This is a genomic window from Lichenifustis flavocetrariae, from assembly GCF_026130545.1.
GTDB lineage: Bacteria > Pseudomonadota > Alphaproteobacteria > Rhizobiales > Beijerinckiaceae > Lichenihabitans > Lichenihabitans flavocetrariae.
Genome location: NZ_JAMOIM010000002.1, coordinates 267,308 through 287,665, shown reverse-complemented (window position 1 = coordinate 287,665; position 20,358 = coordinate 267,308). Strand labels below are relative to the sequence as shown.

Annotated in this window: 21 protein-coding genes; 6 read left to right on the top strand and 15 right to left on the bottom strand. The window is 62.4% G+C overall.

What is annotated here, in order from left to right; all coding sequences use genetic code 11:
* Positions 1-892 precede the first annotated feature (892 nt).
* Both M8523_RS04795 and M8523_RS04790 read right to left on the bottom strand, forming a co-directional pair.
* A complete protein-coding gene (locus M8523_RS04795; protein WP_282583689.1) occupies positions 893-1,228 on the bottom strand; it encodes a hypothetical protein in 336 nt (111 codons plus the stop codon).
* Positions 1,229-1,580: 352 nt separating this feature from the next.
* Complete coding sequence (locus tag M8523_RS04790) at positions 1,581-1,922, bottom strand: hypothetical protein (protein ID WP_282583688.1); 342 nt, start codon at positions 1,920-1,922, stop codon at positions 1,581-1,583.
* Positions 1,923-1,945: 23 nt separating this feature from the next.
* Between M8523_RS04790 and M8523_RS04785 the strand changes: the two genes are divergently transcribed.
* The 4 genes from M8523_RS04785 to M8523_RS04770 all read left to right on the top strand — a co-directional run bounded on the left by M8523_RS04785 (position 1,946) and on the right by M8523_RS04770 (position 5,355).
* The gene (locus M8523_RS04785; RefSeq protein ID WP_282583687.1) at positions 1,946-2,518 is read left to right on the top strand and encodes a response regulator; all 573 of its coding nucleotides are present in this window, start codon (positions 1,946-1,948) and stop codon (positions 2,516-2,518) included.
* 277 nt (positions 2,519-2,795) lie between these two features.
* The gene (locus tag M8523_RS04780) at positions 2,796-3,803 is read left to right on the top strand and encodes an ABC transporter substrate-binding protein (protein WP_282583686.1); all 1,008 of its coding nucleotides are present in this window, start codon (positions 2,796-2,798) and stop codon (positions 3,801-3,803) included.
* A gap of 9 nt (positions 3,804-3,812) precedes the next feature.
* Positions 3,813-4,571, top strand: a complete 759-nt coding sequence (locus M8523_RS04775) for an ABC transporter permease (protein ID WP_282583685.1) — start codon at positions 3,813-3,815, stop codon at positions 4,569-4,571.
* A 10-nt stretch (positions 4,572-4,581) separates the two neighbouring features.
* Positions 4,582-5,355, top strand: a complete 774-nt coding sequence (locus M8523_RS04770) for an ABC transporter ATP-binding protein (RefSeq protein ID WP_282583684.1) — start codon at positions 4,582-4,584, stop codon at positions 5,353-5,355.
* Between the two features lie 105 nt (positions 5,356-5,460).
* Here M8523_RS04770 and M8523_RS04765 read toward each other — a convergent pair whose 3' ends face one another.
* The 6 genes from M8523_RS04765 to M8523_RS04740 form a co-directional block, all read right to left on the bottom strand.
* The gene (locus tag M8523_RS04765; protein WP_282583824.1) at positions 5,461-6,582 is read right to left on the bottom strand and encodes an aminotransferase class V-fold PLP-dependent enzyme; all 1,122 of its coding nucleotides are present in this window, start codon (positions 6,580-6,582) and stop codon (positions 5,461-5,463) included.
* Between the two features lie 65 nt (positions 6,583-6,647).
* Positions 6,648-7,121, bottom strand: coding sequence for a RidA family protein (locus M8523_RS04760; protein WP_282583683.1), 474 nt, complete (start codon positions 7,119-7,121; stop codon positions 6,648-6,650).
* Positions 7,122-7,136: 15 nt separating this feature from the next.
* A complete protein-coding gene (locus M8523_RS04755; protein WP_282583823.1) occupies positions 7,137-7,916 on the bottom strand; it encodes an amino acid ABC transporter ATP-binding protein in 780 nt (259 codons plus the stop codon).
* Positions 7,917-7,930: 14 nt separating this feature from the next.
* Positions 7,931-8,599 carry an amino acid ABC transporter permease gene (locus M8523_RS04750; RefSeq protein ID WP_282583682.1) on the bottom strand — a complete coding sequence of 223 codons (669 nt, stop codon included), beginning with the start codon at positions 8,597-8,599 and terminating at the stop codon, positions 7,931-7,933.
* A complete protein-coding gene (locus M8523_RS04745; protein WP_282583681.1) occupies positions 8,583-9,248 on the bottom strand; it encodes an amino acid ABC transporter permease in 666 nt (221 codons plus the stop codon). The genes M8523_RS04750 and M8523_RS04745 overlap by 17 nt, the downstream gene beginning before the upstream one ends.
* Before the next feature lie 21 nt (positions 9,249-9,269).
* Positions 9,270-10,154, bottom strand: a complete 885-nt coding sequence (locus M8523_RS04740) for a transporter substrate-binding domain-containing protein (RefSeq protein ID WP_282583680.1) — start codon at positions 10,152-10,154, stop codon at positions 9,270-9,272.
* A gap of 147 nt (positions 10,155-10,301) precedes the next feature.
* Between M8523_RS04740 and M8523_RS04735 the strand changes: the two genes are divergently transcribed.
* Positions 10,302-11,117, top strand: a complete 816-nt coding sequence (locus M8523_RS04735; protein ID WP_282583679.1) for an IclR family transcriptional regulator — start codon at positions 10,302-10,304, stop codon at positions 11,115-11,117.
* A gap of 154 nt (positions 11,118-11,271) precedes the next feature.
* Here M8523_RS04735 and arfA read toward each other — a convergent pair whose 3' ends face one another.
* The 4 genes from arfA to M8523_RS04715 form a co-directional block, all read right to left on the bottom strand.
* Positions 11,272-12,780 carry an arabinosylfuranosidase ArfA gene (gene arfA, locus M8523_RS04730; protein ID WP_282583822.1) on the bottom strand — a complete coding sequence of 503 codons (1,509 nt, stop codon included), beginning with the start codon at positions 12,778-12,780 and terminating at the stop codon, positions 11,272-11,274.
* 47 nt (positions 12,781-12,827) lie between these two features.
* On the bottom strand, positions 12,828-13,655 hold the full coding sequence (locus M8523_RS04725) for a carbohydrate ABC transporter permease (protein WP_282583678.1): 828 nt from the start codon (positions 13,653-13,655) through the stop codon (positions 12,828-12,830).
* Complete coding sequence (locus M8523_RS04720) at positions 13,652-14,530, bottom strand: carbohydrate ABC transporter permease (RefSeq protein WP_428349824.1); 879 nt, start codon at positions 14,528-14,530, stop codon at positions 13,652-13,654. Before M8523_RS04720 ends, M8523_RS04725 begins: the two co-directional genes overlap by 4 nt.
* Before the next feature lie 75 nt (positions 14,531-14,605).
* The gene (locus M8523_RS04715; RefSeq protein WP_282583676.1) at positions 14,606-15,898 is read right to left on the bottom strand and encodes an extracellular solute-binding protein; all 1,293 of its coding nucleotides are present in this window, start codon (positions 15,896-15,898) and stop codon (positions 14,606-14,608) included.
* A gap of 211 nt (positions 15,899-16,109) precedes the next feature.
* Between M8523_RS04715 and M8523_RS04710 the strand changes: the two genes are divergently transcribed.
* Complete coding sequence (locus M8523_RS04710) at positions 16,110-16,865, top strand: FadR/GntR family transcriptional regulator (RefSeq protein WP_282583675.1); 756 nt, start codon at positions 16,110-16,112, stop codon at positions 16,863-16,865.
* Between the two features lie 12 nt (positions 16,866-16,877).
* Here M8523_RS04710 and M8523_RS04705 read toward each other — a convergent pair whose 3' ends face one another.
* Genes M8523_RS04705 through puhE form a run of 3 tightly spaced genes read right to left on the bottom strand, consistent with a single transcriptional unit; the run spans position 16,878 to position 20,348 of the window.
* Entirely contained in the window at positions 16,878-18,182 is a 1,305-nt protein-coding gene (locus tag M8523_RS04705; RefSeq protein ID WP_282583674.1) for a DUF3422 family protein, read from the bottom strand.
* 56 nt (positions 18,183-18,238) lie between these two features.
* Complete coding sequence (hemA, locus tag M8523_RS04700; protein WP_282583673.1) at positions 18,239-19,450, bottom strand: 5-aminolevulinate synthase; 1,212 nt, start codon at positions 19,448-19,450, stop codon at positions 18,239-18,241.
* 19 nt (positions 19,451-19,469) lie between these two features.
* Positions 19,470-20,348 (bottom strand): putative photosynthetic complex assembly protein PuhE, encoded by an 879-nt coding sequence (puhE, locus tag M8523_RS04695; RefSeq protein ID WP_282583672.1) that lies wholly within the window; start codon positions 20,346-20,348, stop codon positions 19,470-19,472.
* Between the last annotated feature and the right edge of the window lie 10 nt (positions 20,349-20,358).

The window sequence follows — 20,358 nt, the reverse complement described above, 5'->3', positions numbered from 1 at the left end:
GCCAAGCTGCGGAGAACCGGGAAGGCGATCATCCCCCGGCGAAGAATCGCTCGATCGATCCGCGAGACACGTTTCGATCGAGTGCAGGCGGCGGGTCCAAAGAAAGGCCCGCCGCCTTTCTGTGCAATCACAGGTTGCAAGCAACGGGCCGAAATGGAAGGATGTCCCAACTGGGGTTGGGTCATGCGCTATTCCTGTTCGGTGTGTGGAATGAATCATTCAAGGCCGTGCGACGCCGGCCTTGCCTGCGGGATCATGCAGGGCATCCCCATGACACCAAAATCGCGGTCGTTCCGGCCCTCAGGTCTGCTTCGCGGGATGCTGCAATATCTCCGCCGAAAACCTTCGCACCGGCTCAGACCAAATAGCCATGCGGGACGCCTTCAGGGCCCCCGGTCGTAGATCGCAGCATCCTGGCCAGCGCTGACGCCGAGGTCAGACCCATATCCCCCAATCCCGTCAAACCCGTAGGGAAACTGCTGTCCGCTTGATACGTAAGGTACGGGGTTGAAGCTGTGGATATCTCCGTACCGAATTGGGCCGTCTACGAGTATGTTGTCAGCACTATCCTGGTCGTCCGGCAGCTCCTCCGGACGGCGATTGACTGTCAGACCACGGTACACGATCCGAGGTGAGTCCGAGGCGCGGCGCTCATACGAAGTCTCGCTCGGGCGGCCTGTATGATGCGTTGCACCGCGTATCCTATGCGCGGGCGCTGGCTCCTGAGCTTTGGCGCCCGTCGCCAATGCGGAGAAAGTGAAAAGCGCGACCGCGACGAAGCGGACATTCGATAGACGAGCCCGGACCGACATGATGCCCCTCGTGGAATAGTGACTGGGTAACGTTCGTCGCCCCATCCGGTTCGATATTCAACATCCAGATGGCATTGCGCTTACGAGTTCAATCCGGGTCCGAGGCTGACGAGTGCCACCGCCACGATCGCCAGGACGATGCCGACGCCCTGGGGCAGATTGACCCGTTCGCCGTAGAACAAAAGCGCGACCAAGTTGACGGCGACCAGTTGCAACACCGCCGACACGCTGAACGCTGTGGCCATGCCGAGGAGCCGGATGAGCCGCATCATCAAGATGTTGCCGCCGGAGTAGAGCAGGAGAGTGAAAATCGCTTTGGCGAGGCTCGGGGCCACAGCCCAGGCTTTGGCCATGCTGGCAGCAGCGATAAACGTGATGGTCGCGGCCCCCAGTTGGATCAAGGCAACGCCGCTCATTTACGTTTGCTTCCCCGTACAATTACGTCGGACCTGGTCCATCTTCGCCCGAAAGCGCCCGAGACCATCAAGAAGTCAAGCGCATCAGAAGCGAACGCGGTCTCGTCCACACGCCGAAGCGGCCACGCTTCGAGTCAGCTATGCAAAAAACGCAATTGATATTTCGTAGCTGAAGCTCGATAAGGAGGTCGTAGCGCTTCGGCGCTGCATGCCCTTCTTGGGCGTTTCCTCCCTAGACTTGGGCCGCCTTCGGGCGGCCTTTTTTTTGCGGCTTAGCAAACTGTCCGCAACGGTTGTTCTCGGTCATTCAGCCCGCTTTGCCTCGGAATGCCAGGGTCCGCAGCGGCGATGTCTATCTGTTCGCGATCCGCTCCTTGACCGCGGTCACGACGCGATTTCCGGCATTCGTCAATTGTGGCTGGAAGATCAGCAAGCCAGCCAGGACGATGAGCCACAGGAGCCCGAACGTCACAAAAAATGATCTCGATGGCGCGCGTGCATATTGATGCGTGAGGACAACCAAGTTGTCCCGGATCTCACAATAATCTTTGCGCACGGTGATAAGGTCGCGCTTGATCATGTCGAGATCTCGCCGAGTCAAGACGCCATCGTTGGCGAGGACCGGTAAAGCAGCCTTGACTGGCTCGACCTGTTCTTGCGTGTCCGGGTCCGCCACGATCTTCAGGTCACTCATCACATCTTCCTTTAGGGAAATAGATGGTCAAAGCCGAACGATACGTCGCTTCCTTCAATGCTGACAAGCGGCGATTAGGCAGAATCATCCAATGCAGTGAACGCGCCGCCAAGACGACGAGCGTTGCACCATCCGTTGGGAAGTGGAACGATTCCATAATCCCGCCCGTTGCCCCTATTAAGTCGCTAGAGAGGCAAGTTATGAAACGACGCATTGTCATGGTCGTAGAAGACGAACCGATGAACCGGCTGATGGCTGTCGACGCATTCGAACGCGCCGGGTTCGACGTCATGGATTTTGGACGGACAGATGAGGTCCTGTCCTGCGCTGAGCGCATGCCGGACGAGATCGCTGCCTTGTTCACAGATATCAATGTTCCGGGTGACGATGACGGGATGGATCTGGCGCGGCGCTTTGCGGACCGTTGGCCAGAGACGCCGGTTCTTGTGACATCTGGGTGTTTCGGAGAGGATGCGCCGGCCGATCTACCCTCCTCGGCTGGCTTTATTCCCAAACCCTGGACTGTGAAAGCGCTCATGGCCCGTCTGCAAGACGATGTGGTGCAGCGGCAATCCGATGGCGCGAAGAAATCGTAAATGCCGCTCGCGGAATGATCCAGGCGATATGGAACCTGCTTGCTGTCGGGAAGGCACCCTTCCCGGCATTCTGTTCAAGTCGTTGTGTTTTGAGATCGAATCCGCCGCCTGAAACGGTGAGTTCGTCCCGGCTTCTACTCGGAACCTCGGCGTTTCTCTGGGCGGCATCCGACTGCCTTTGCAATCGGGTCGACCTATCACGACCCTTTTGGCCCTTCTGGTGGCTGGCCATCAAGCCATGCTAGGGACGGTCACGATCTCAAAAGATGGCTCCTTGATGTTCCGCCTGATGATTGGCTTGCTGGCTTGCCTTTACGCAGCCATTGCGCCTGCGACTGCCGAGACTGTTCCGGTTCGGATCGGTTACATCCCGGTACTTGGAACCGCCCAGGTGTTCGTCGCCAACCGGGAGGGCTGGTTGAAGGACGCAGGGCTGGACGTCCGTTTCATCCCCTTCGACTCCGGCCCCAACATGATCCAAGGTTTGGCGTCGGGAAAGCTGGAGATTTACGTCGCAGGCGTCGCGCCGCTCGCTGTCGCGCGGTCCAAAGGGGTGGACGTCAAGGTCGTGGCCGCGACGGCCATTGAGGAAATGACAACGGTAGCGGGGCCTCGCTTGGCGGCGTTCTTCAAGCCCGGTGTGTCGCCGGCCGATGCCTTCAAGGCCTTCGCGCAGGCGAACGGTCGCCCAGCCTCAATGGCGACACAGCCTCCAGGGTCGGTGCCGCATACCACGCTCAATCACTGGCTGTTCGAAACCAGCAAAGTGGCCACGAGCGACGTTCGGATCATCACGATGGGGATCGACGCCACGCAACAGGCGGTGCTGGCTGGAGCGGTCGATGGCGCGACATTGCGCGAACCCGCCGTGACGATCGTCCGCGAGCGCGATCCTCACATCAAGATCGTGGCTCTGGGTGGCGACATGTTCCCGAGCCAGCCCGGTACCGTGATCGCCATCCAGGGCGCCTTCCTCAAAGCCCATCCGGTGGAGGTCGAGAAACTCGTTGCGGCGATCATCCGCGCCAATGACCAGATCCAGGCCGATCCTGCCAGCGTGGTCCCTGCCATCGAGGCGTCACTCGGCAAGGGGCTTGTGTCGAACGACCTGATCTTGGCGGCGCTTCGATCTCCGGCGTCGAAGTTCACCGTCGATCCCGATCTGATCGTCGCGTCCACGAAGGCCATGCAGGCCTACCAGGTCAAGCTCGGCACCTTGGATAAGGAATACCCGCTCGATGATCTGTTCGACGACAGCTTCTACAAGCGGGCCATGTCGAAGTAGGACTGCCGCATGCCCCGGAACAGGGCAGCGCCCTTTATCCTCGGAGCTGGCGGCCTCGCGGCATTCCTGGCGGTTTGGCAGGTCGCGCCAAGCGTCGGTCTCGTCTCGTCCACCTTGCTGCCGAAGCCCAGCGACATTCCCGCCGCCTTTGCGGCCGAGGTGCGAAACGGATTGTGGCTTGAGGCCGTCGGGCTAAGTCTCGGTCATTATTTGCTGGGGCTGCTTTGCGGCGGCACGGCGGGCGTTGCCCTGGGCATCGCGTCGGGCATGTCGGTCCGGTTCGAACTGAGCCTCGCCTGGATCGTCCGGGTCCTGCGGCCGATCCCGGGGCTGGCCTGGGTGCCGTTCGCCATCCTGTGGTTCGGCGTGGAGCAATCGGCCGCCGTATTCATCATCGCGATCGGCGTCTTCTGGATCGTCTTCTTCGCCAGCCAAGGCGCGATCCGAGGCGTCGATCGCGAGTTGATCGAGGTCGCTGACGCCTTCGGGTTTACGGGTGCCTTCGCCAAGCTCCGTAAGGTGATGCTGCCAGCGGCACTGCCGGGCATTCTGGTGGGACTGCGCACGGCACTGGGCCAAGCCTGGATGTCGGTCGTCGCGGCGGAACTGTTCGGCGTTGCCGGCTTGGGCCAGCGCATGACACAGGCCTCGAGCCTTCTCGCGACCGATATCGTTGTCGTCTACATGCTGACGATCGCGGCTCTCTACGGTGCGATGGACACGCTGTTCGTCTTCGTTCAGGGCCGTCTTCTGGCCTATCGTCCGTGAAGGATCACCCGTGAGTGACGCGATCGTCTCCATTCGCGATCTCGCCCTCGGTTTCGACCAGGGCGGCACGCGTCACGAAGTCTTGCGCCACCTCGATCTGGACGTTCCTCGCGGTGAGTTTCTCGCCATTGTCGGGTCGTCGGGCGTGGGCAAGTCGACGTTGCTGCGCGTCCTGATGGGATTGTCGCCCCCCAGTGCGGGAAGGGTGGAGATCCGGCCGAGCCGGAAGGCGGAGCGCACGGCTGCACTCGTGTTTCAGGATGCGCGCCTTCTCCCCTGGCGGCGGGTGACAGCGAATGTCGCTTTCGGGCTGGAGAGGTTGAACCTGTCCGGGGCGGAGCGGCGCGACCGCGCCCTGCAGGCCCTGGCTCGCGTCGGGCTCCGCGAGCATGGAGGCCGCTGGCCTCATCAGCTTTCAGGCGGGCAACGCCAACGCGTGGCGCTCGCCCGCGCCCTGTGTGTGAAGCCCGAGCTGCTGTTGATGGACGAACCATTTAGCGCGCTCGACGCGCCGACCCGCGAGGGCCTGCAGGACGAGGTCGTCAGAATTTGGCGCGACCAGGGGGTCACGGTGCTCTTCGTCACGCATGACATCGATGAGGCGGTGTATTTGGCCGACCGGGTCATCGCACTTGGCGGCAAGCCGGGAGAGGTTCGATCGTCGCTACCGATCGACGTCGAGCGACCGAGGCGGCGCGGTGACCCGCGCCTCCAGGTGCTTGCTGAAAAGATCAAGCGCGATTTGTCGGCGGAAGCTGCATCGCGGGAGGACTGGAGTATCTGAACGCGGGATGGTTGCGCCATCCGGAAGCCCTGCTCTGCGACGCCCCCGGACCGGTGCTGCATCAGCTATTTGCGTGACGCAGTTCGCCCGCCAGATTACGTAAATTTAGTCCGGCCATTGAGCCTCGGCTGAGCTCGTCCGAATCGCAGAAGTTTCGGCGAACCTGCTGGAATTGGAGGACCGGAGCAGATGCGTGATCTGCCGGGCCACGACTTCGGCTTCTCCTGGATGGAGGTTGCAGGGATCGAGAAAGAAGTGGCCGCGCTCGACCTCGTGATTTCGCACGATGATCGGCGGATCGCCCGCCGCCAGCGCCGACGCGAGGCTCGCCGCCGAGAAGCCACTCTCGGGGCCGACATCGACCTGGAGCCGATCGAGCGGGTTATCGGTCGGATCCGGGATCATCCTTGCGGTGATGCCGGTCATGCCCTGCATCGCGGTGAGCCACAGGTCCAGCGCGGCGCGTTCCCTGGCTCTGATCCCAGCATGGTCCCGCACGTCCCAAGCTTCGAGCGCCGCCATCACGCCGGCGATACTTTCCTTGCCGACCTTCATGCCGCGCCCGATGCCGCGGTTCTGGTGGTAGGCCGCCCGCACGAGATCCTTGCGTCCGGCCACGATCCCGCTCGTCGGACCGCCCAGGAATTTGTGGCCGGAATAGATGACGATGTCGGCCCCCTGGGTGAGAAAACCCTTCAGGTCGTATTCCGAGGCTGCATCGACGATGACTGGAACGTCTCTGGCCCTGCAGATCGCGGCAAACACCTTCAGTGGAATCATGCCGTACTGCACCGTGTGGTGCGACACGACATAGAGCGCCGCCGCCGTGCGTTCCGAGATCGCATTCTCGAGCTGATAGGTGGCGGCGCTGCTCACCGTCCCCACCGGGACAGGCGTGCCGCCGGCGAGGCGGATCGATTGGTCGACAGGCGCGCCATAGCTGACCATATGGCCCGCCAGGATGAGGACCTCAGTATGGAGGCTACGTGTGTCGTCCGGCAGCCGCTCGACTGCGAGAAGATTGTCGCGCGTCATGGCGCCGGCGATCGACAGGGCGATGCCGCTTGCACAGGAGGCTGTCACAAAGCCCGCTTCGCCGCCGGTCAGCCTGCCGATCACCTGGCTGGCCTTGCGGAAGAGCGCGTCCATCTCGACAAATTCAGGCCCAATCGCGGCCATGGCGGCAATCGCCTCCGGCACCATGATTGAGGCGCCGAGCGCCGTCATGGTGCCTGACACGTTGATGACCGGCCGCAAGCCGAGACGGGCGCGGATGTCGTCCGAGGTGGCGCTCACAGGGCAGCTCCGCTGATTTCGAAGATGGCCTCGATTTCCACCGAGATGCCGCCTGGCAGCGATCCCATGCCGACCGCGGATCGAGCATGGCGCCCGGCCGCCCCCAGCACATCGACGAAAAGGTCCGAGCAGCCGTTGATGACGGCCGGATGGTCGGCGAAGTCCGGCACCGCGTTGACCATGCCGAGCAGCTTGACGGTCTGCACGATGCGACCGAGATCGCCGAGGACCTGATGGGCCACCGAGAGAAGGTTGAGGCCCGTGAGGCGCGCGTGCGCATAGGCGTCCTCAATGCCGATGTCCCGGCCGACCTTGCCGATCATGAGCCGGCCGTCCGCATCGCGCGGGCCCTGTCCGGAGAGGTAAAGCAAGTTGCCGACGCGCGTGCTGGGCACGTAATTGGCGATCGGCGTCGCGGGAGTGAGGAGCGACAGGCCAAGTTCAGCCAGTCGGTCATAAGGGTTCGGCATCGGAGTCTTTCAGGGTTACAAGCGGTGAGCCGCAGTGAAGCGGCCGAGGAAACCGCGCAGCCTCTCGTTTGGCTGGTCGGCGGCGAAGATCTCGCGCGGCGGGGCGTCGGCTCCGACCGCGCCGCCGGCCATGAAGACGATCCGGTGCGAGGCATCCCGCGCAAAGCCGATCTCGTGTGTCACGACCAACATGGTCATGCCTTCGGCGGCGAGCGAGAGGACGACATCCAGCACCTCGCCGACAAGCTCGGGATCGAGCGCCGATGTGATCTCGTCGAGCAGCAGGATCTTGGGTTCCATCGCCACGGCGCGCGCGATCCCAACCCGTTGCTGTTGGCCACCCGACAGCTCGGAGGGTAGCCGGTCGGCTTTGTCGGTCAACCCGACCCGGCCGAGCCAATGCAAGGCCTTGTCCCGCGCCTCGCGGCGGCTGAGCTTCCGCACCTTGGTCAAGCCCAGCATGATGTTCTCAGCCGCGCTGAGGTGGGGAAAAAGGTTGAAGAGCTGGAACACCATCCCGGTCTCGGCCCGCATGCGGGCGAGGTCGCGTTCGGAGCGTCGTTTCCGCGCCGCGACATCGCGGTAGCCGACTTCCTGACCGTCGATCATGATCGAGCCGTTGTCATACGACTCCAGGAAGTTGACACAGCGCAGCAAGGTTGTCTTGCCGCCACCGGACGGCCCAATGACGGTCACGACCTCGCCTTTGGCCACCCTCAGGTCGACCCCGCGCAGCACCTGCGTCGCGCCATAGGATTTTTGGACGTTCTGGATCTGCAGAAGCGGCGGACCGATTGGCATCGTGGCGCTCACTCGCGGATGTAGCTGAAGCGGCGTTCGAGCGCGCGGCTTGCCAGCGATAGGGCGTAGTTGATGACGAAATACAGGAAGGCACCGAAACCGTAGAGGGCCAATGGCTCGTAAGTGCGGCCCACCACTTTCTGGATGCCGAACATCAGGTCGCCGACGCCCAGCAGCGAAATCAACGCCGAGCCCTTCACGGCGTCGGTAACTCCGTTGAGCCAGGGCGGCAGGAAGCGGCGCAACGCCTGCGGTGCGATCACATAGGCGAGACGCTCCGGAAACGGCAATCCTATCGCCTTGGCCGCGTCGGTCTGCCCGCGCGGGATCGAGCCGATGGCGCCGCGAACGTTTTCGATCACCTGGGCGACCTTGAAGACGATCAGCCCAAGCACGGCCGCCGCGAAGGGCTGCAGGTTCAGCCCGGTGATCGGCAATCCGTAATAGACGAAGAACAGGAGCACCAGGATCGGGATGCCGCGGACGATGTCGCTGAACGCCCGCACGACCCAGCGCAAGGGTGCGGGGCCGTAGACGAGGCCGACGCCGAGCAACGCGCCTACGATGGTCGAGATCGCGACCGTGATGGCCGACACTTCGAGCGTCGTCCACAATCCGGGCAGCAGAAACGGGAACGCGTAGGCGATCTGGCCGAGCATGTCAGCGTCCGATCGCATAGCGGCGTTCCAGCAGTCGGAGGCCGATCAGAATGGCATAGCCGGTCACGAGATAGAGGCCGGTCACCACCAGATAGACTTCCATGATGCGGAACGTGTTGAAGTTGATCCACTGCGCGCCGTAGGTCAGCTCGGGCACGGCGATCACGGAGGCGACCGACGTGTCCTTGAAGAGCGACACGAACGTGTTCGACAAGGCCGGCAGCGCGATCCGCAACATGGTCGGCAGTCGCACGTAGAGAAGTCGCTGCCCAGGCGTGAGGCCGATCGAACGGCCGGCATCGATAAGCCCGCGTGGCACGGCGTCGAGACCGGAGCGGAACACTTCGACCAGATAGGCGCCCGCATAGGCCGAGAGCGTGACCACGAACGACGTCGTGTTGCTGTAGGCGATGTCGACCACCGTCGGCAGGCCGTAGAAGACAAGATACACGAGCAGGAGGAGCGGGACGTTGCGGATCACCTCGACGTAAGCCGCGATCAGCCCGCGCACGAGACGGTTGCCCGACACATAGGCGACCGCCAGTGCGAGCCCGATCACGCAGCCGATGCCGATCGACACGACCGCGAGTTCGAGGCTGAGGATCAGCCCCGACCAGAGCTTGTCGAAGTGCCGCCAGATCAGCGCGAAATTGAGGTGGTATCCCACCCGCCGCCCCGCTTGGTCGGCTCAGACGCTGGGGAAGCCCGTGGCGCGAGGCGGCAGAGTGACGCCGAAATATTCCTTGAAGGCGGCGTCGTAGACGTCCGAATTGTTGCCGAACATCGCGACGTTGAAGCAGGTATTCACGAAGGTGAGCCAGTCGAGATCCCCCTGGCGCACGCCCGCGCCATAGAGCTGGTTCTGCCAGCTCTTCCCGGCGTCGGCATAGCGGGTGGGGTTCTTGGCCACCATCCAGCGAACGGTCGACAGATCCACGGCCGCCGCGTCGGCACGCTTCGACTCGAGCGCCTGGACGACATTGGCTTGCGTGTCCACCTGCAGCACCTGCGCTTCCGGTAGCACTTGATGCACGCCCGCCTCGGCGTCGACGTTTTGCAGGATCGCCACCCGGGTCGCGCTGCCACCCTTGAGCAGGGCGTCGAAGCTCTTGTTCGCCGCATCCGGCCGCGTCAGCAGCGCGACGCCTTCGACGTAATAGGGGCGCGAGAAGTTGATGAGCTGCGCGCGGGCCGACGAAATCGTCATGAACTGCAGGACGATGTCGACCTTGCCCGTAGTGATGTTCGGGATGCGCTGCGCAGGGTCTTCCTGCACGAACTCGACCTTGCTGTCGTCGTCGAACAGCCCCTTGGCAAGGATTTTCGCCATGGCGATGTCCATGCCGACAAGCTCGCCCTTGTCGTTCTCGAAATGCCAGGGTGCGTTGGTCGAGCCGGTTCCGACGAGCAGCTTGCCGCGATCAAGCACCGTGCGGAGCAGGCTGCCGGTTGCCGCCTGGGCGTAAGCCTTCTCGGCGGTGCCTGGCATGGCCGCGAGGGCCGTGGCTCCGGCCAAGACCGCGCCGGCGGACCCGAGCTTGAGGAATTGACGGCGTGCGCTGTCCTGATCCATCGCGATCCCCTCTAAAACTTGGCTGCCGTCTGCTGGCAATGTCGAACCAAGGCAGCAAACAGATGTCCTGTATATTGGACAGCCATCTGGAATACTGTACGATGCTAACACGGCTGCGACCGTGAACAAGAGGAAGTTTCGAGCGGGATGACCGATAAACAGGCGCTGGCGCGCCGACGAAAATCGACGACCGAAGGTCCTGCGGCGATCACGGGGCGTGAACGTGGACTCGACCGCCTCGTGGCGCTTCTCGCCCATCTCCATCAGGTCGGGCGACCGGTCCGCATCGGCGATCTCGCCCGCTCACTCGGCGCGCCACGCTCCACGATCTATGTCCTGGTCAAAACCCTCGTCGAGGCCGGTCTGATCGAGAGCTCGGAAAGCACGGGCGAAGTGTTCTTCGGCAAGACGATCTATTTCTACGGAATGGATTACCTGCGTGGTCATGACCTCTTCGGCCGCGCCCGGGTGGAAGTCGACCGGCTCGCGCAGCAAACGGGCGAACTGGCGCAATTCTGCGTCATGCACGAGTGGAAATACACCGTCGCCTACATGAGTGCGGGCGCGCGCTCCTTCCGCGTGAGTTCGGATATCGGCACTCAGATTCCGCTGCCCTGGACGGCGTCCGGTCGGCTGTTGATTTCCGATCTCCCGGAGCACGAGATCCGCCGTGTCATCACGTCAGAGGATCTGCGTCCGCCCCGCAGCGCGGAAATGACGCTCGACGAATTCATCGTCGCGGTGGCGCAGGCGCGCCACGATGGCTTCTGTGTCACCTCGGGCCTCGTCGACCCCTTTACCCATTGCATCGCGGTGCCGATCCGCGATCAAACGAACCGTATCGTCGCCACCCTGTGCTTCGTGGTCAAAGTCGACACGAGTGCCGATCGGATGGCCTTCCTTCGCGACTTGTTGTTCGCCAGCGCTCAAGCGCTGTCTTTGTCTCAACCGGCAGACTCGTAGCGGCGTCGAACCCGCTACGTAGGAGTATCGCGGTCGCTACGGCTGCGTGATTTTCGAAGAAGCCTCGACCACCCGGCCGGCAGATATCGCGGCTTCATGCGCTTGACCCGTGTTATGGTTGAAGGTGAGCCCCGGTCCGACCGGAGGATCAGTGCTATCCGGCCTTCGTCACGATCACGTTCCAGGACAGCGGCTTCAGCTTGGCGCGTAGCCCATCGCCCTCAATGGTCACGTCGGCATTGGGACGCGGCACGACCGTGTTGGGTGCGGATTTGGTGTTGCTGGCCTTGAGGTTCGGGTGATGCAGCTCCAGGGCCTCGATGAGCGTCCGGTTGGGGCCGAACCCGCGGAGCCCGATCTCGACGTCGAGGCTTTCGCTCGACGAGCGGTTGAGGGCGAAGATCGCGGTCTGGCCTGTCGCGGGATCGTCGGTCACGGCGGCGAGCAAGACCGGCATGTCCGGGACGGCCTTCGTGACCATCGTCGGCGTGTCGATCTTGGCCTGCAGCACGCGGCCTTGGCCGTGCTTCGCCGAAAGCGCGAAGGGGTGGAAAATGCTCTGCCGCCAAGCCGGCCCACCAGTCTCGGTCATGATCGGGCCGATCACGTTGACGAGTTGGGCGAGGCAGGCGCATTTCACGCGATCGGCATTGTTCATCAGTGTGATGAGAGCGCCGCCGACGATGAGCGCATCCTCGGCATTATAGATTTCCTCAAGCAGAGCAGGGGCTTCGGGCCAGCCGGGCTTGCGCATGTGCTCGATCTTGTGCGTCTTGTACCAGACGTTCCACTCGTCGAAACTCAGCATGATCCTCTTGGGAGAACGCCGTTTCGCCGCCACAGCATCGCAGATCGCGACCACCTCCTTGATGAAGGAATCCATCTGATCGATGACGCCGAAATACTCGTCGATCTCGTCGGTCTTATTGGCGAAATAGGTATGGAGCGAGATGAAGTCGGCCTGATCGAAGCAGTGGTCGAGGACCTCATATTCCCAAGATCCATAGGTGGGCATCTGCCGATGCGAGGAGCCGCAGGCCGAGAGCACGAGTGTGGGATCGATCCAGCGCATCACCTTGGCGGTCTCCAGCGCCGTGCGGCCATATTCCTGCGCGGTCTTGGCACCGATCTGCCAGGGACCGTCCATCTCGTTGCCGAGACACCAGAATTTCACGTCGTGCGGCTGCTCGTAACCGTGTGACCGCCGCAGGTCGGCGAAATGGCTTCCGGATGGATGGTTGCAATATTCGAGATATTCACGAGCCTCGTCGGGACCCCGCGTGCCGAGGTTGACGCCCAGCATCGGCTCCACGCCGGTGGCCTTGCACCAATCGACGAATTCGTTGGTCCCGAAGGTGTTCGGCTCGGTCGAGAACCAGGCGAGGTCGAGCTTTTTCGGCCGGGCTTCGACGGGGCCGACGCCATCTTCCCAATTGTAGCCTGACATGAAGTTTCCGCCCGGGTAGCGGATGATGCTGGTTCCGAGTTCGCGCGTGAGTTCCATCACGTCGCCCCGGAATCCCTTGGCGTCAGCGGTGGGGTGTCCGGGCTCGAAGATACCACCATAGACGCATCGCCCCAGGTGTTCGACGAAGGCGCCGAACACGCGGCGGTCGAGATCGGACAGGGCGAAGTCGCGGTCGACGACGATCTTGGCACGGATCATGGGAGGGTCCTGGTTTCCTGCGGTGAGACGGGCGGCGCCGAGCGCTACCCTTTGATGCCGGCCGAGAGCATGATGGCTTCGGTGACGCGGCGCTGGAACACGAGATAGGCGATGGCGACCGGCAGGGCCGCGATGACGGCGCCAGCCAGGTTGCGTGCGTATTGCACGCCGAAGTTTTCATGCACCTGTGTGATGCCGACCGTCACGGTCATGCTGGCGTTGGAATTGGCGACCAGGAACGGCCACAGAAAATTGTTCCAGGCGCCGATGAAGGTGATGATCGCAAGTGCGGTCGTCACGCCCCAGTTCATCGGCAGGTAGATCCGACCGAAGATCTGGAATTCGTTCGCTCCGTCGAGCAACGCCGCCTCGCGGAACTCCTTCGGGATCGAATCGAAGAATTGCTTGTAGACGATGACCGTGACCGGAACGATGAGCTGCGGAAGGATGACGCCGAGCCAGGAATCGATCAGGCCGAAGCTGTTCATCAGCACGAAATGTGTGACGATCAGGGCCTGGATTGGCACCATGAAGCTCGCGAGGATCATCCCGTAAAGCAGGTATTGGCCTGGGAAACGCAGTTGCGACAGGGCATAAGCGCAGCCGGCGCTCAGAATTAGAACCAGAACCGTGATAGCGACCGCCGTCCCGGTCGAATTGACGTACCAGCGCAGGATTGCCGTATTGGCGAAGACGTAGACATAGGCGTCGAGCGTCCAATGCCGGGGAATGAGGCTGATGGCCGGCTCGATCACCTCATATTCGGGCTTGAGCGAAGTGATGATCCCCCAGTAGAGCGGAAAGATCCAGAGGGCCGCGGCCAGGAGGGTCAAGCTCGTGAGAGCAACGCCTGAAGGCGTAAAGCGCTTCATGAGGGCCTCACGCGAAGCGCCTGAAACTGCAGCACCGACAGGGCCGCGATCGCCACGAACAGGACGACCGCCACCGTCGCTCCATAGCCGCCGTGGTTGCTCTGGAATGCCTGCTTGTAGATGTATTGCACAACCACATAGGTGGAATTGAACGGGCCACCTACGGTCATCAGATACACCTGATCGAAGATCTTCAGTTGCAGGATCAACTGGATCGTCAGAACCAGCGCAGTGACGGGCCAGATCAGCGGCCAGGTGATGTAGCGGAATCGCGCCCAGCGATGCGCGCCGTCGAGCGAGGCGGCGTCGTGGACGTCCTGGCTGATATTCTTGAGCCCCGCGATGAAGAGCAGCACATTGAAGCCGTTCGTCCACCAGATCGTGATGAAGGCGATGCTCGGCATGGCCCAGAGCGGGTCGGACCACATCGCGACAGAGTGGCCGAGCAGCAAACGGATCGGCAATTGCGCGATGCCGAATTGCGGATCGATCATCCATTCCCAGATGCGGTACACGACCGTGACGGGCAGGATGTAGGGAAGGAAGAAGGCCGCGAGAACGAGGCTTTGCAGCAGGCCCCGCAAGCGCAGAACCATCATGGCGATGACGAGACCAAGCAAGGTCGTCGGAATCACGGTCAGCACCACGAAATAGATCGTATGCCCGACGGACTGGAGGAAGAGGTTGTCATGGGCCAGCCGGAGATAATTGCTCCAGCCAACCCATTTACCCTCCCCGATAAGCGGCGCGTTGGTGAAGCTCAGCACCACCATCTTGAGCGTCGGATAGACAAACAGGACCAGATAGGCGACCACGAACGGACCGACGAAGACGACCGCCGCTCCGGTCTGTTGGCGTTTACGCACAGTCGGCATCGAGGACGAACCCGATCGAAGATAAAAGTGGACCGGTCGGGCAAGATCGACCGACCTCGGCACTACGGAGGACGCTTATTGCAGCGCGTTCTGCAATTCGTCGCGCGTCTGCTCGATGGCGCTCTTGGCATCCATCTGCCCGTTGACGGCCGGCTCCATGAAGTTCGTGGCCGCATCGTAGGCCGGCGAAGCCACGCCGGTGATGGTCGACTTCGGATCGAATACAGCGGTCTTGGCCAGGGCCGAATAATCCGCGTTGGGCTTCAGGGTCTCGAAGGCCGGGCTTTCCGTGACGGGCTTGTAGGCCGGAATGTGTCCGGCCGAAGCCCAATCGATGCTGTGCTTGTTGATCCAGGCGATCGTCGTCAGCACGGCCTTGAGCTTGTCGGGTGCGATGTCATTGCCTTTACGGTTCGGGATCGCAAAAGCATGGCTGTCGGCCCAGGTCGCCGGATGTTCGAACAGCGTCGGGACCGGGATGGCACCCCATTCGAAGCCGAGCTTGTTCTGCTTGGCGAGGTCGACCATGGTCGGTACCTCCCACACGCCATTGATGTGCATCGCGGCCTTGCCCGATGTGAACAAAGCGATGGAGGACGGGTAGGTGGTGTTTTTGGGCATCCATCCCTGCGCGGCCCAATTCGCCATCGCGTTCAAAGCCTTCTCGGCCTTGCCAAGATTGTCGCCGTCGAGGACCTTGCCGTCCTTCATGAATGTGCCGCCCTGCTGGCTGAGCAGGGTGTAGAAGATGCGCCACACCGAACTGCCGTCAGGCTGGCCGTTGTGCATCGACAGGGCATAGTGCCCGCTTCCAGCGTCCGTCAGTGCCTTTAAGGCAGCGTTGAAATTGTCGAGACCGTCGAAGCCCTTGGGCTTGCCGTCATCCCCCAGCAGGCCGGCCTTCTTGAGGAGATCCTTATTGTAATACAAGACGATCGAGTGGATATCGAGCGGTACCGCATAAAGCTTGCCGTCAACATGCGCCGCGTCCCAGTCGGACGCGAAATAATCGTCCTTGGTCAGGCCGACACTTTTCAGCTCATCATCCGTGAAGGGCCGAAGCGTCCCGGTCGAGACCCCGAGCGGCAGGCGGGACAGATGATAGGTCATCACGTCCGGCCCCTGCCCGATGGCTGCCGAGGTCTGCACCTTCGTGTAGAAGGGGACACCCCATTCAAGTGTCGTCGCGTTGATCTCGATGTCGGGGTTGTCCTTTTGGAAAGCGCTGATGAGCGCCTTCATGCGGACGCCGTCACCGCCGGCCAGGAAATCCCACCAGACGATCTGGGTCTTGGCTTCCGCGGCCGACCCTAGCCCTAGTAACGCCAAGGCCGATGCCGCGGCGACGTTCTTCCACAATCCCTTCATGCCGACCTCCCTGACATGGTTCCGGGCCCATCGAACCCGATCCTGAACCTGGCCCTTTGGGCTCTTGGCGGCCGGGGCCGCTGCGTTGATCTTTTACGGTCTGCCTCACAAACAGGCACAAAGACCAAAACATGGCTTTCATATTATCTTATGTCGGGTATTCTGTTGGCAGCCGCCGGCCTTGTCAATCGGACTCTGTGCCCGCGAGAAGATGATGAAAGGGGTTTGGCGCGGCATGCTTGAGCGTGAACTCGTGCCGATCGGGACGATGTCGGCCCAGATTGCCGCACTGTTGGGTACGCGTATCGTCGCGGGTGAATTTCGGCCTGGTGACACGCTGCCGATCGAGAGCGACCTGTGTCAGCTCTATGGGGTCAGCCGCACCGTCATCCGCGAGGCCGTGAAGAATCTTTCGGCCAAGCGCCTCATTGACGTCTCGCCGAAGGTGGGCACGCGCGTGCTGCCGTTCGCGGACTGGAACCTTCTCGATCGCGACGTCCTCACGTGGCGCCTCTCGGCGCAATTCGACGCGAAGATCATCGAGGACATTTTCGAGATGCGGCTGTGCCTGGAGCCGCGAGCCTCTTTCCTTGCCGCTCGGGACGGCACCGCCGATGACCTGCGGACGATCGAAGATCATTACCGCGAACTGAAGGACGCCTTCGAGAGCAATCTCGCCATTGAGGCGACGTCGCAGGCCGATCTCGCGTTTCACCTCGCGGTCATCCACGCGTCCCACAATGCCCTGTTCATCACCGTCGGCGGCGCTCTGAAGTCCGCGCTTCGGGTGTCCTCACAGATGCTGCAGCGCCATGCGACCCGGCCCGCCGAGGATCTGGCCGCGCATGACGCCGTTCGCGCCGCAATCGCGTCCCGAAGTTCGCCGCGCGCCGAGCGCGCCATGGAGAAGCTTCTCGTCGCTGCCCGCGACCGGCTGCTGCCGCTCACCGTGAAGGCGATCTCCTAGCGAAGCGATCCGCTAATGCTTGTGAATGCGTCGCATGCGAAGCCAGACGAGGGCGACGATCAAGGGCGCGAGGAGCGCGATCGCGATCGTCTTCTCGTATTCGTAGGAGTGATCGAACACATGGAACGCGTAGCCGACGATTCCAAGTATGTAATATGAGATCGCAATGGTCGATAGACCTTCGACGGTTCTCTGTAACCTAAACTGGCTTTGCGCTGTATTTGAAATTGTCTCAAGGATGTGTCGGTTTTGCGTTTGAATATCGAGGCTGATGCGTGTGCCGAGCAGAGCTGTCGAGCGTGCCATCTGGTCAAAAAGGGCGGTCTGTCGTTGTTGGATCGCCTTGAACGTGGCGAGGGCAGGGTCGACCCGGTGGTTGAGGTAGCGCGCTAGCGTGCGATGTTCGCCATTCGGACGTTCGTCGAGGTTTTTCAAACGTTGTCCGAGGATGTCGCCATAGGCTTGGCAGGCGCCGAATCGATAGCGGGTCAACTCGACCGTGTGAGCGGCCGCCACCTGCAGATCATGCATGGTTTCGAGCAGAACATGGCTCTCGGCCGCCGAGGCAGAGGAGCCGATCGCCTGCATGGCCTCGGTCAGCCTCGCCTCGAGGCGACTTAACTGCGGCGACACGTGCCGGGCGAGGGTGATGCCAATGAGGCTCATGACCCGATACGTCTCGATTTCGAGCACCCGCCGGACAATGGCGCCCAGATTGTAGGGCCCGACTGTCCCGGCTGCCATCTCGTAGCGGGTATAACCATGGTGGTCGGCGACGAAATCGGTCGCCAATTGGGCGCGGCCCCCCTCGATGTCGGAGTAACACAGACTCAATTCGTCGAAGCCCGCGAGCGCAGCTGACGTGATGGTCTCGGACGCCATGACGTCGACCCGGACCGCGACGGCCACGCCCTCATTCCCGACGGCCTCCAGGCCGATCCCGGTCGGCCAGTGATCCGCGTTGTCGAAGGGAGAGATCCATGTCGCGGTGTAGAATTCCGTGTGGAATTCCCAGGTAACCTCATGAGGCGCCGCGGCAAAACTGAACCGGCGGTCCCGCTCCGCAGGCGGCGCCACGCCCGCCGCCAAGCAATAGGCGACAAGCCTCGACCGCACCGCGACGATATCGTGCAGATTTTGGCCGAGCAGGAAGGCTATACGCCGGATCCGCGCCGGCGCCTGGATGCGCGAGATGGGACGGGCGTGAATTTCCGCCTGCGCCATCTCCCGGTCGGGATGGTCGATGAAACGACGGCCGGGCGCTGCCTTGGCTGCAAGACTTTGGAGGGCTCGCGTATCCGGATCATTGATCGGCATGGATCGCGGCCATTTCCAAGAAGGTAAGCCTTAGCGCCGGTTCGACCTCGGGAATGCTAGGCCGCTTTCGCGACGCCCAATTCCGCCCAGATCTCCGACAGGGACGCGACGAGGTGCTCGATGTCCTGATCCGAATGAAGGGGCGAGGGCGTGACACGGAGGCGTTCCGTGCCGCGCGCGACGGTCGGGAAATTGATTGGCTGGACGTAAATCCCGTATTGGTCGAGCAGCCGGTCACTGATCTGCTTGCACAGCACAGGATCACCGACCATCACCGGCACGATATGGCTGTCGTTCGCCAGATGGGGAATGCCGGCGGCATCGAACTTCCGGCGGGTGAGGGCCACGCGGTCTTGGTGACGGTCGCGTTCCGCCGAACTGCTCTTCAGATGCTGGATGCTGGCGCGAGCCCCCGCCGCGATGGCCGGCGGCAGGGACGTCGTGAAAATGAAGCCCGAGGCGAAGCTGCGGATGAAGTCGCAGAGCGCGTTCGAGGCCGCGATATAGCCGCCCATCGTCCCGAACGCCTTACCGAGCGTGCCCTCGATGAGGGTCAGCCGGTGGCTCAGGCCTTCGCGGTCCGCGATGCCGCCGCCGCGCGGCCCGTAGAGCCCGACGCCATGCACTTCATCGAGATAGGTCATGGCGCCATGCCGCTCCGCCACGTCGCAGATCTCGGCGATCGGCGCGATGTCGCCATCCATGGAATAGACCGACTCGAAAGCGACGAGCTTCGGCCGGTCCGGGTCGATCTGCGAGAGCCTCCGGTCGAGGTCTGCCACGTCGTTGTGGCCGAAGATGCGCTTGTCCGCGCCGCTCTGCCGGATGCCTTCGATCATCGAAGCGTGGTTGCAGGCGTCGGAGAGAATGACGCAGCCGGGGATGCGGGCGCCGAGCGTGCTCAGCGCAGCCCAGTTCGACACGTAGCCGGAGGTGAACAGCAGCGCCGATTCCTTGCCGTGCAGGTCTGCGAGCTCCTCCTCGAGAAGAATGTGATAGTGGTTGTTGCCCGAGATGTTGCGTGTGCCTCCCGCTCCGGCGCCGCAGCGGTCGAGCGCGCGGTGCATGGCGTCCAGCACCTTCGGGTGCTGCCCCATGCCGAGATAGTCGTTCGAGCACCACACGGTGATTTCACGCCGGTTCTTGTCGCCATAATGTGTCGCTCTGGGGAATCCTCCCGCATGGCGTTCGAGTTCCGCAAAGACGCGATAGCGCCCCTCCCGCCGAAGGCTCTCGAGTTCCCCCTTGAAGAAAGCGTCGAAATTCATGGGACTCCCTTTGCCTTTTCTAGGGTGTGACGGGTTGGCTGAGCCCGGGCTCGGCAAAACTCTGGCCGATGCGCTTATGCGACGGGGATGACTCGGAAGCCCCCTCCACGCCGACTGCGGTCGCGTCAACACTGACCTGGCGGCTCGCCTGCAGGCACCAGCGCCATAGCGCCTCGACCGGCAGCGGCACCACCAGGAACCAATGTTCGAGGATCGCGAGGACCATCAGGCTCGACAGCATCGTCAAGCTGACGGCCTGGAAAGGGGTGGCCTCGCCTGACACGATGCCTTCGATCATCAGCGTGGCGGAAATCATCGAGACGGTGATCGACACGGGGAAGAACAGGTTCATCGACTTCCGGGTCATGAAGCTGCGCAAGAAGCTGAGGTGAGCCGGAAGGAACTCTTCCGCGAGATTCGGCACGCCAAGGAAAACATTCAACTTCGCGCTAAGCTGCATCAACCACAGGATTGCGAAGGTCCAGAATGCCACCTTGTTCGGCATGTCCCAGGTCACGGCGGCAATCATCGCGGCCAAAGCCAGAGCTGCAAGCTCGTGATAGAGGGTCGTGGCGGCTGCGTTGAAGAAGTGACGCCAGCCCGAGCAGCCATCCGGAGATGGCTCGCGACGCGGGCCCATCATGAAACCCATATAGTAGCCGATCTCAAGCCATCCCCAGAGGGCAAGGCCGATGGCAAACCCGATATAGGCGCCGCCGATCGACACGTCGCGGCTCGTCTGCGTCAGCGCATAGACGGCCCCGGCCATGATCGCTGTCGCGCCCGCCATGCTCCAGCGAAAGGTGTGCGTTGGGCGCGAGTCGAGGAAGAAGATCGCGCCGGTGCTGGACCACCAGAGGAAGAGCGTGAAGGCAACGGGCAGGCCGTAGAAGATCACGGGGCTGCTC

What these genes read in the sequence shown, in the direction of transcription:
- M8523_RS04795 (WP_282583689.1), bottom strand. Translation starts at nt 1,228, where the DNA reads ATGAGCGGCGTTGCCTTGATCCAACTGGGGGCCGCGACCATCACGTTT.
- M8523_RS04790 (WP_282583688.1), bottom strand. Translation starts at nt 1,922, where the DNA reads ATGAGTGACCTGAAGATCGTGGCGGACCCGGACACGCAAGAACAGGTC.
- M8523_RS04785 (WP_282583687.1), top strand. Translation starts at nt 1,946, where the DNA reads ATGGTCAAAGCCGAACGATACGTCGCTTCCTTCAATGCTGACAAGCGG.
- M8523_RS04780 (WP_282583686.1), top strand. Translation starts at nt 2,796, where the DNA reads ATGTTCCGCCTGATGATTGGCTTGCTGGCTTGCCTTTACGCAGCCATT.
- M8523_RS04775 (WP_282583685.1), top strand. Translation starts at nt 3,813, where the DNA reads ATGCCCCGGAACAGGGCAGCGCCCTTTATCCTCGGAGCTGGCGGCCTC.
- M8523_RS04765 (WP_282583824.1), bottom strand. Translation starts at nt 6,582, where the DNA reads ATGACGGCGCTCGGCGCCTCAATCATGGTGCCGGAGGCGATTGCCGCC.
- M8523_RS04760 (WP_282583683.1), bottom strand. Translation starts at nt 7,121, where the DNA reads ATGCCGAACCCTTATGACCGACTGGCTGAACTTGGCCTGTCGCTCCTC.
- M8523_RS04750 (WP_282583682.1), bottom strand. Translation starts at nt 8,599, where the DNA reads ATGCGATCGGACGCTGACATGCTCGGCCAGATCGCCTACGCGTTCCCG.
- M8523_RS04740 (WP_282583680.1), bottom strand. Translation starts at nt 10,154, where the DNA reads ATGGATCAGGACAGCGCACGCCGTCAATTCCTCAAGCTCGGGTCCGCC.
- M8523_RS04735 (WP_282583679.1), top strand. Translation starts at nt 10,302, where the DNA reads ATGACCGATAAACAGGCGCTGGCGCGCCGACGAAAATCGACGACCGAA.
- M8523_RS04725 (WP_282583678.1), bottom strand. Translation starts at nt 13,655, where the DNA reads ATGAAGCGCTTTACGCCTTCAGGCGTTGCTCTCACGAGCTTGACCCTC.
- M8523_RS04720 (WP_428349824.1), bottom strand. Translation starts at nt 14,530, where the DNA reads ATGCCGACTGTGCGTAAACGCCAACAGACCGGAGCGGCGGTCGTCTTC.
- M8523_RS04715 (WP_282583676.1), bottom strand. Translation starts at nt 15,898, where the DNA reads ATGAAGGGATTGTGGAAGAACGTCGCCGCGGCATCGGCCTTGGCGTTA.
- M8523_RS04710 (WP_282583675.1), top strand. Translation starts at nt 16,110, where the DNA reads ATGATGAAAGGGGTTTGGCGCGGCATGCTTGAGCGTGAACTCGTGCCG.
- M8523_RS04705 (WP_282583674.1), bottom strand. Translation starts at nt 18,182, where the DNA reads ATGCCGATCAATGATCCGGATACGCGAGCCCTCCAAAGTCTTGCAGCC.
- hemA (WP_282583673.1), bottom strand. Translation starts at nt 19,450, where the DNA reads ATGAATTTCGACGCTTTCTTCAAGGGGGAACTCGAGAGCCTTCGGCGG.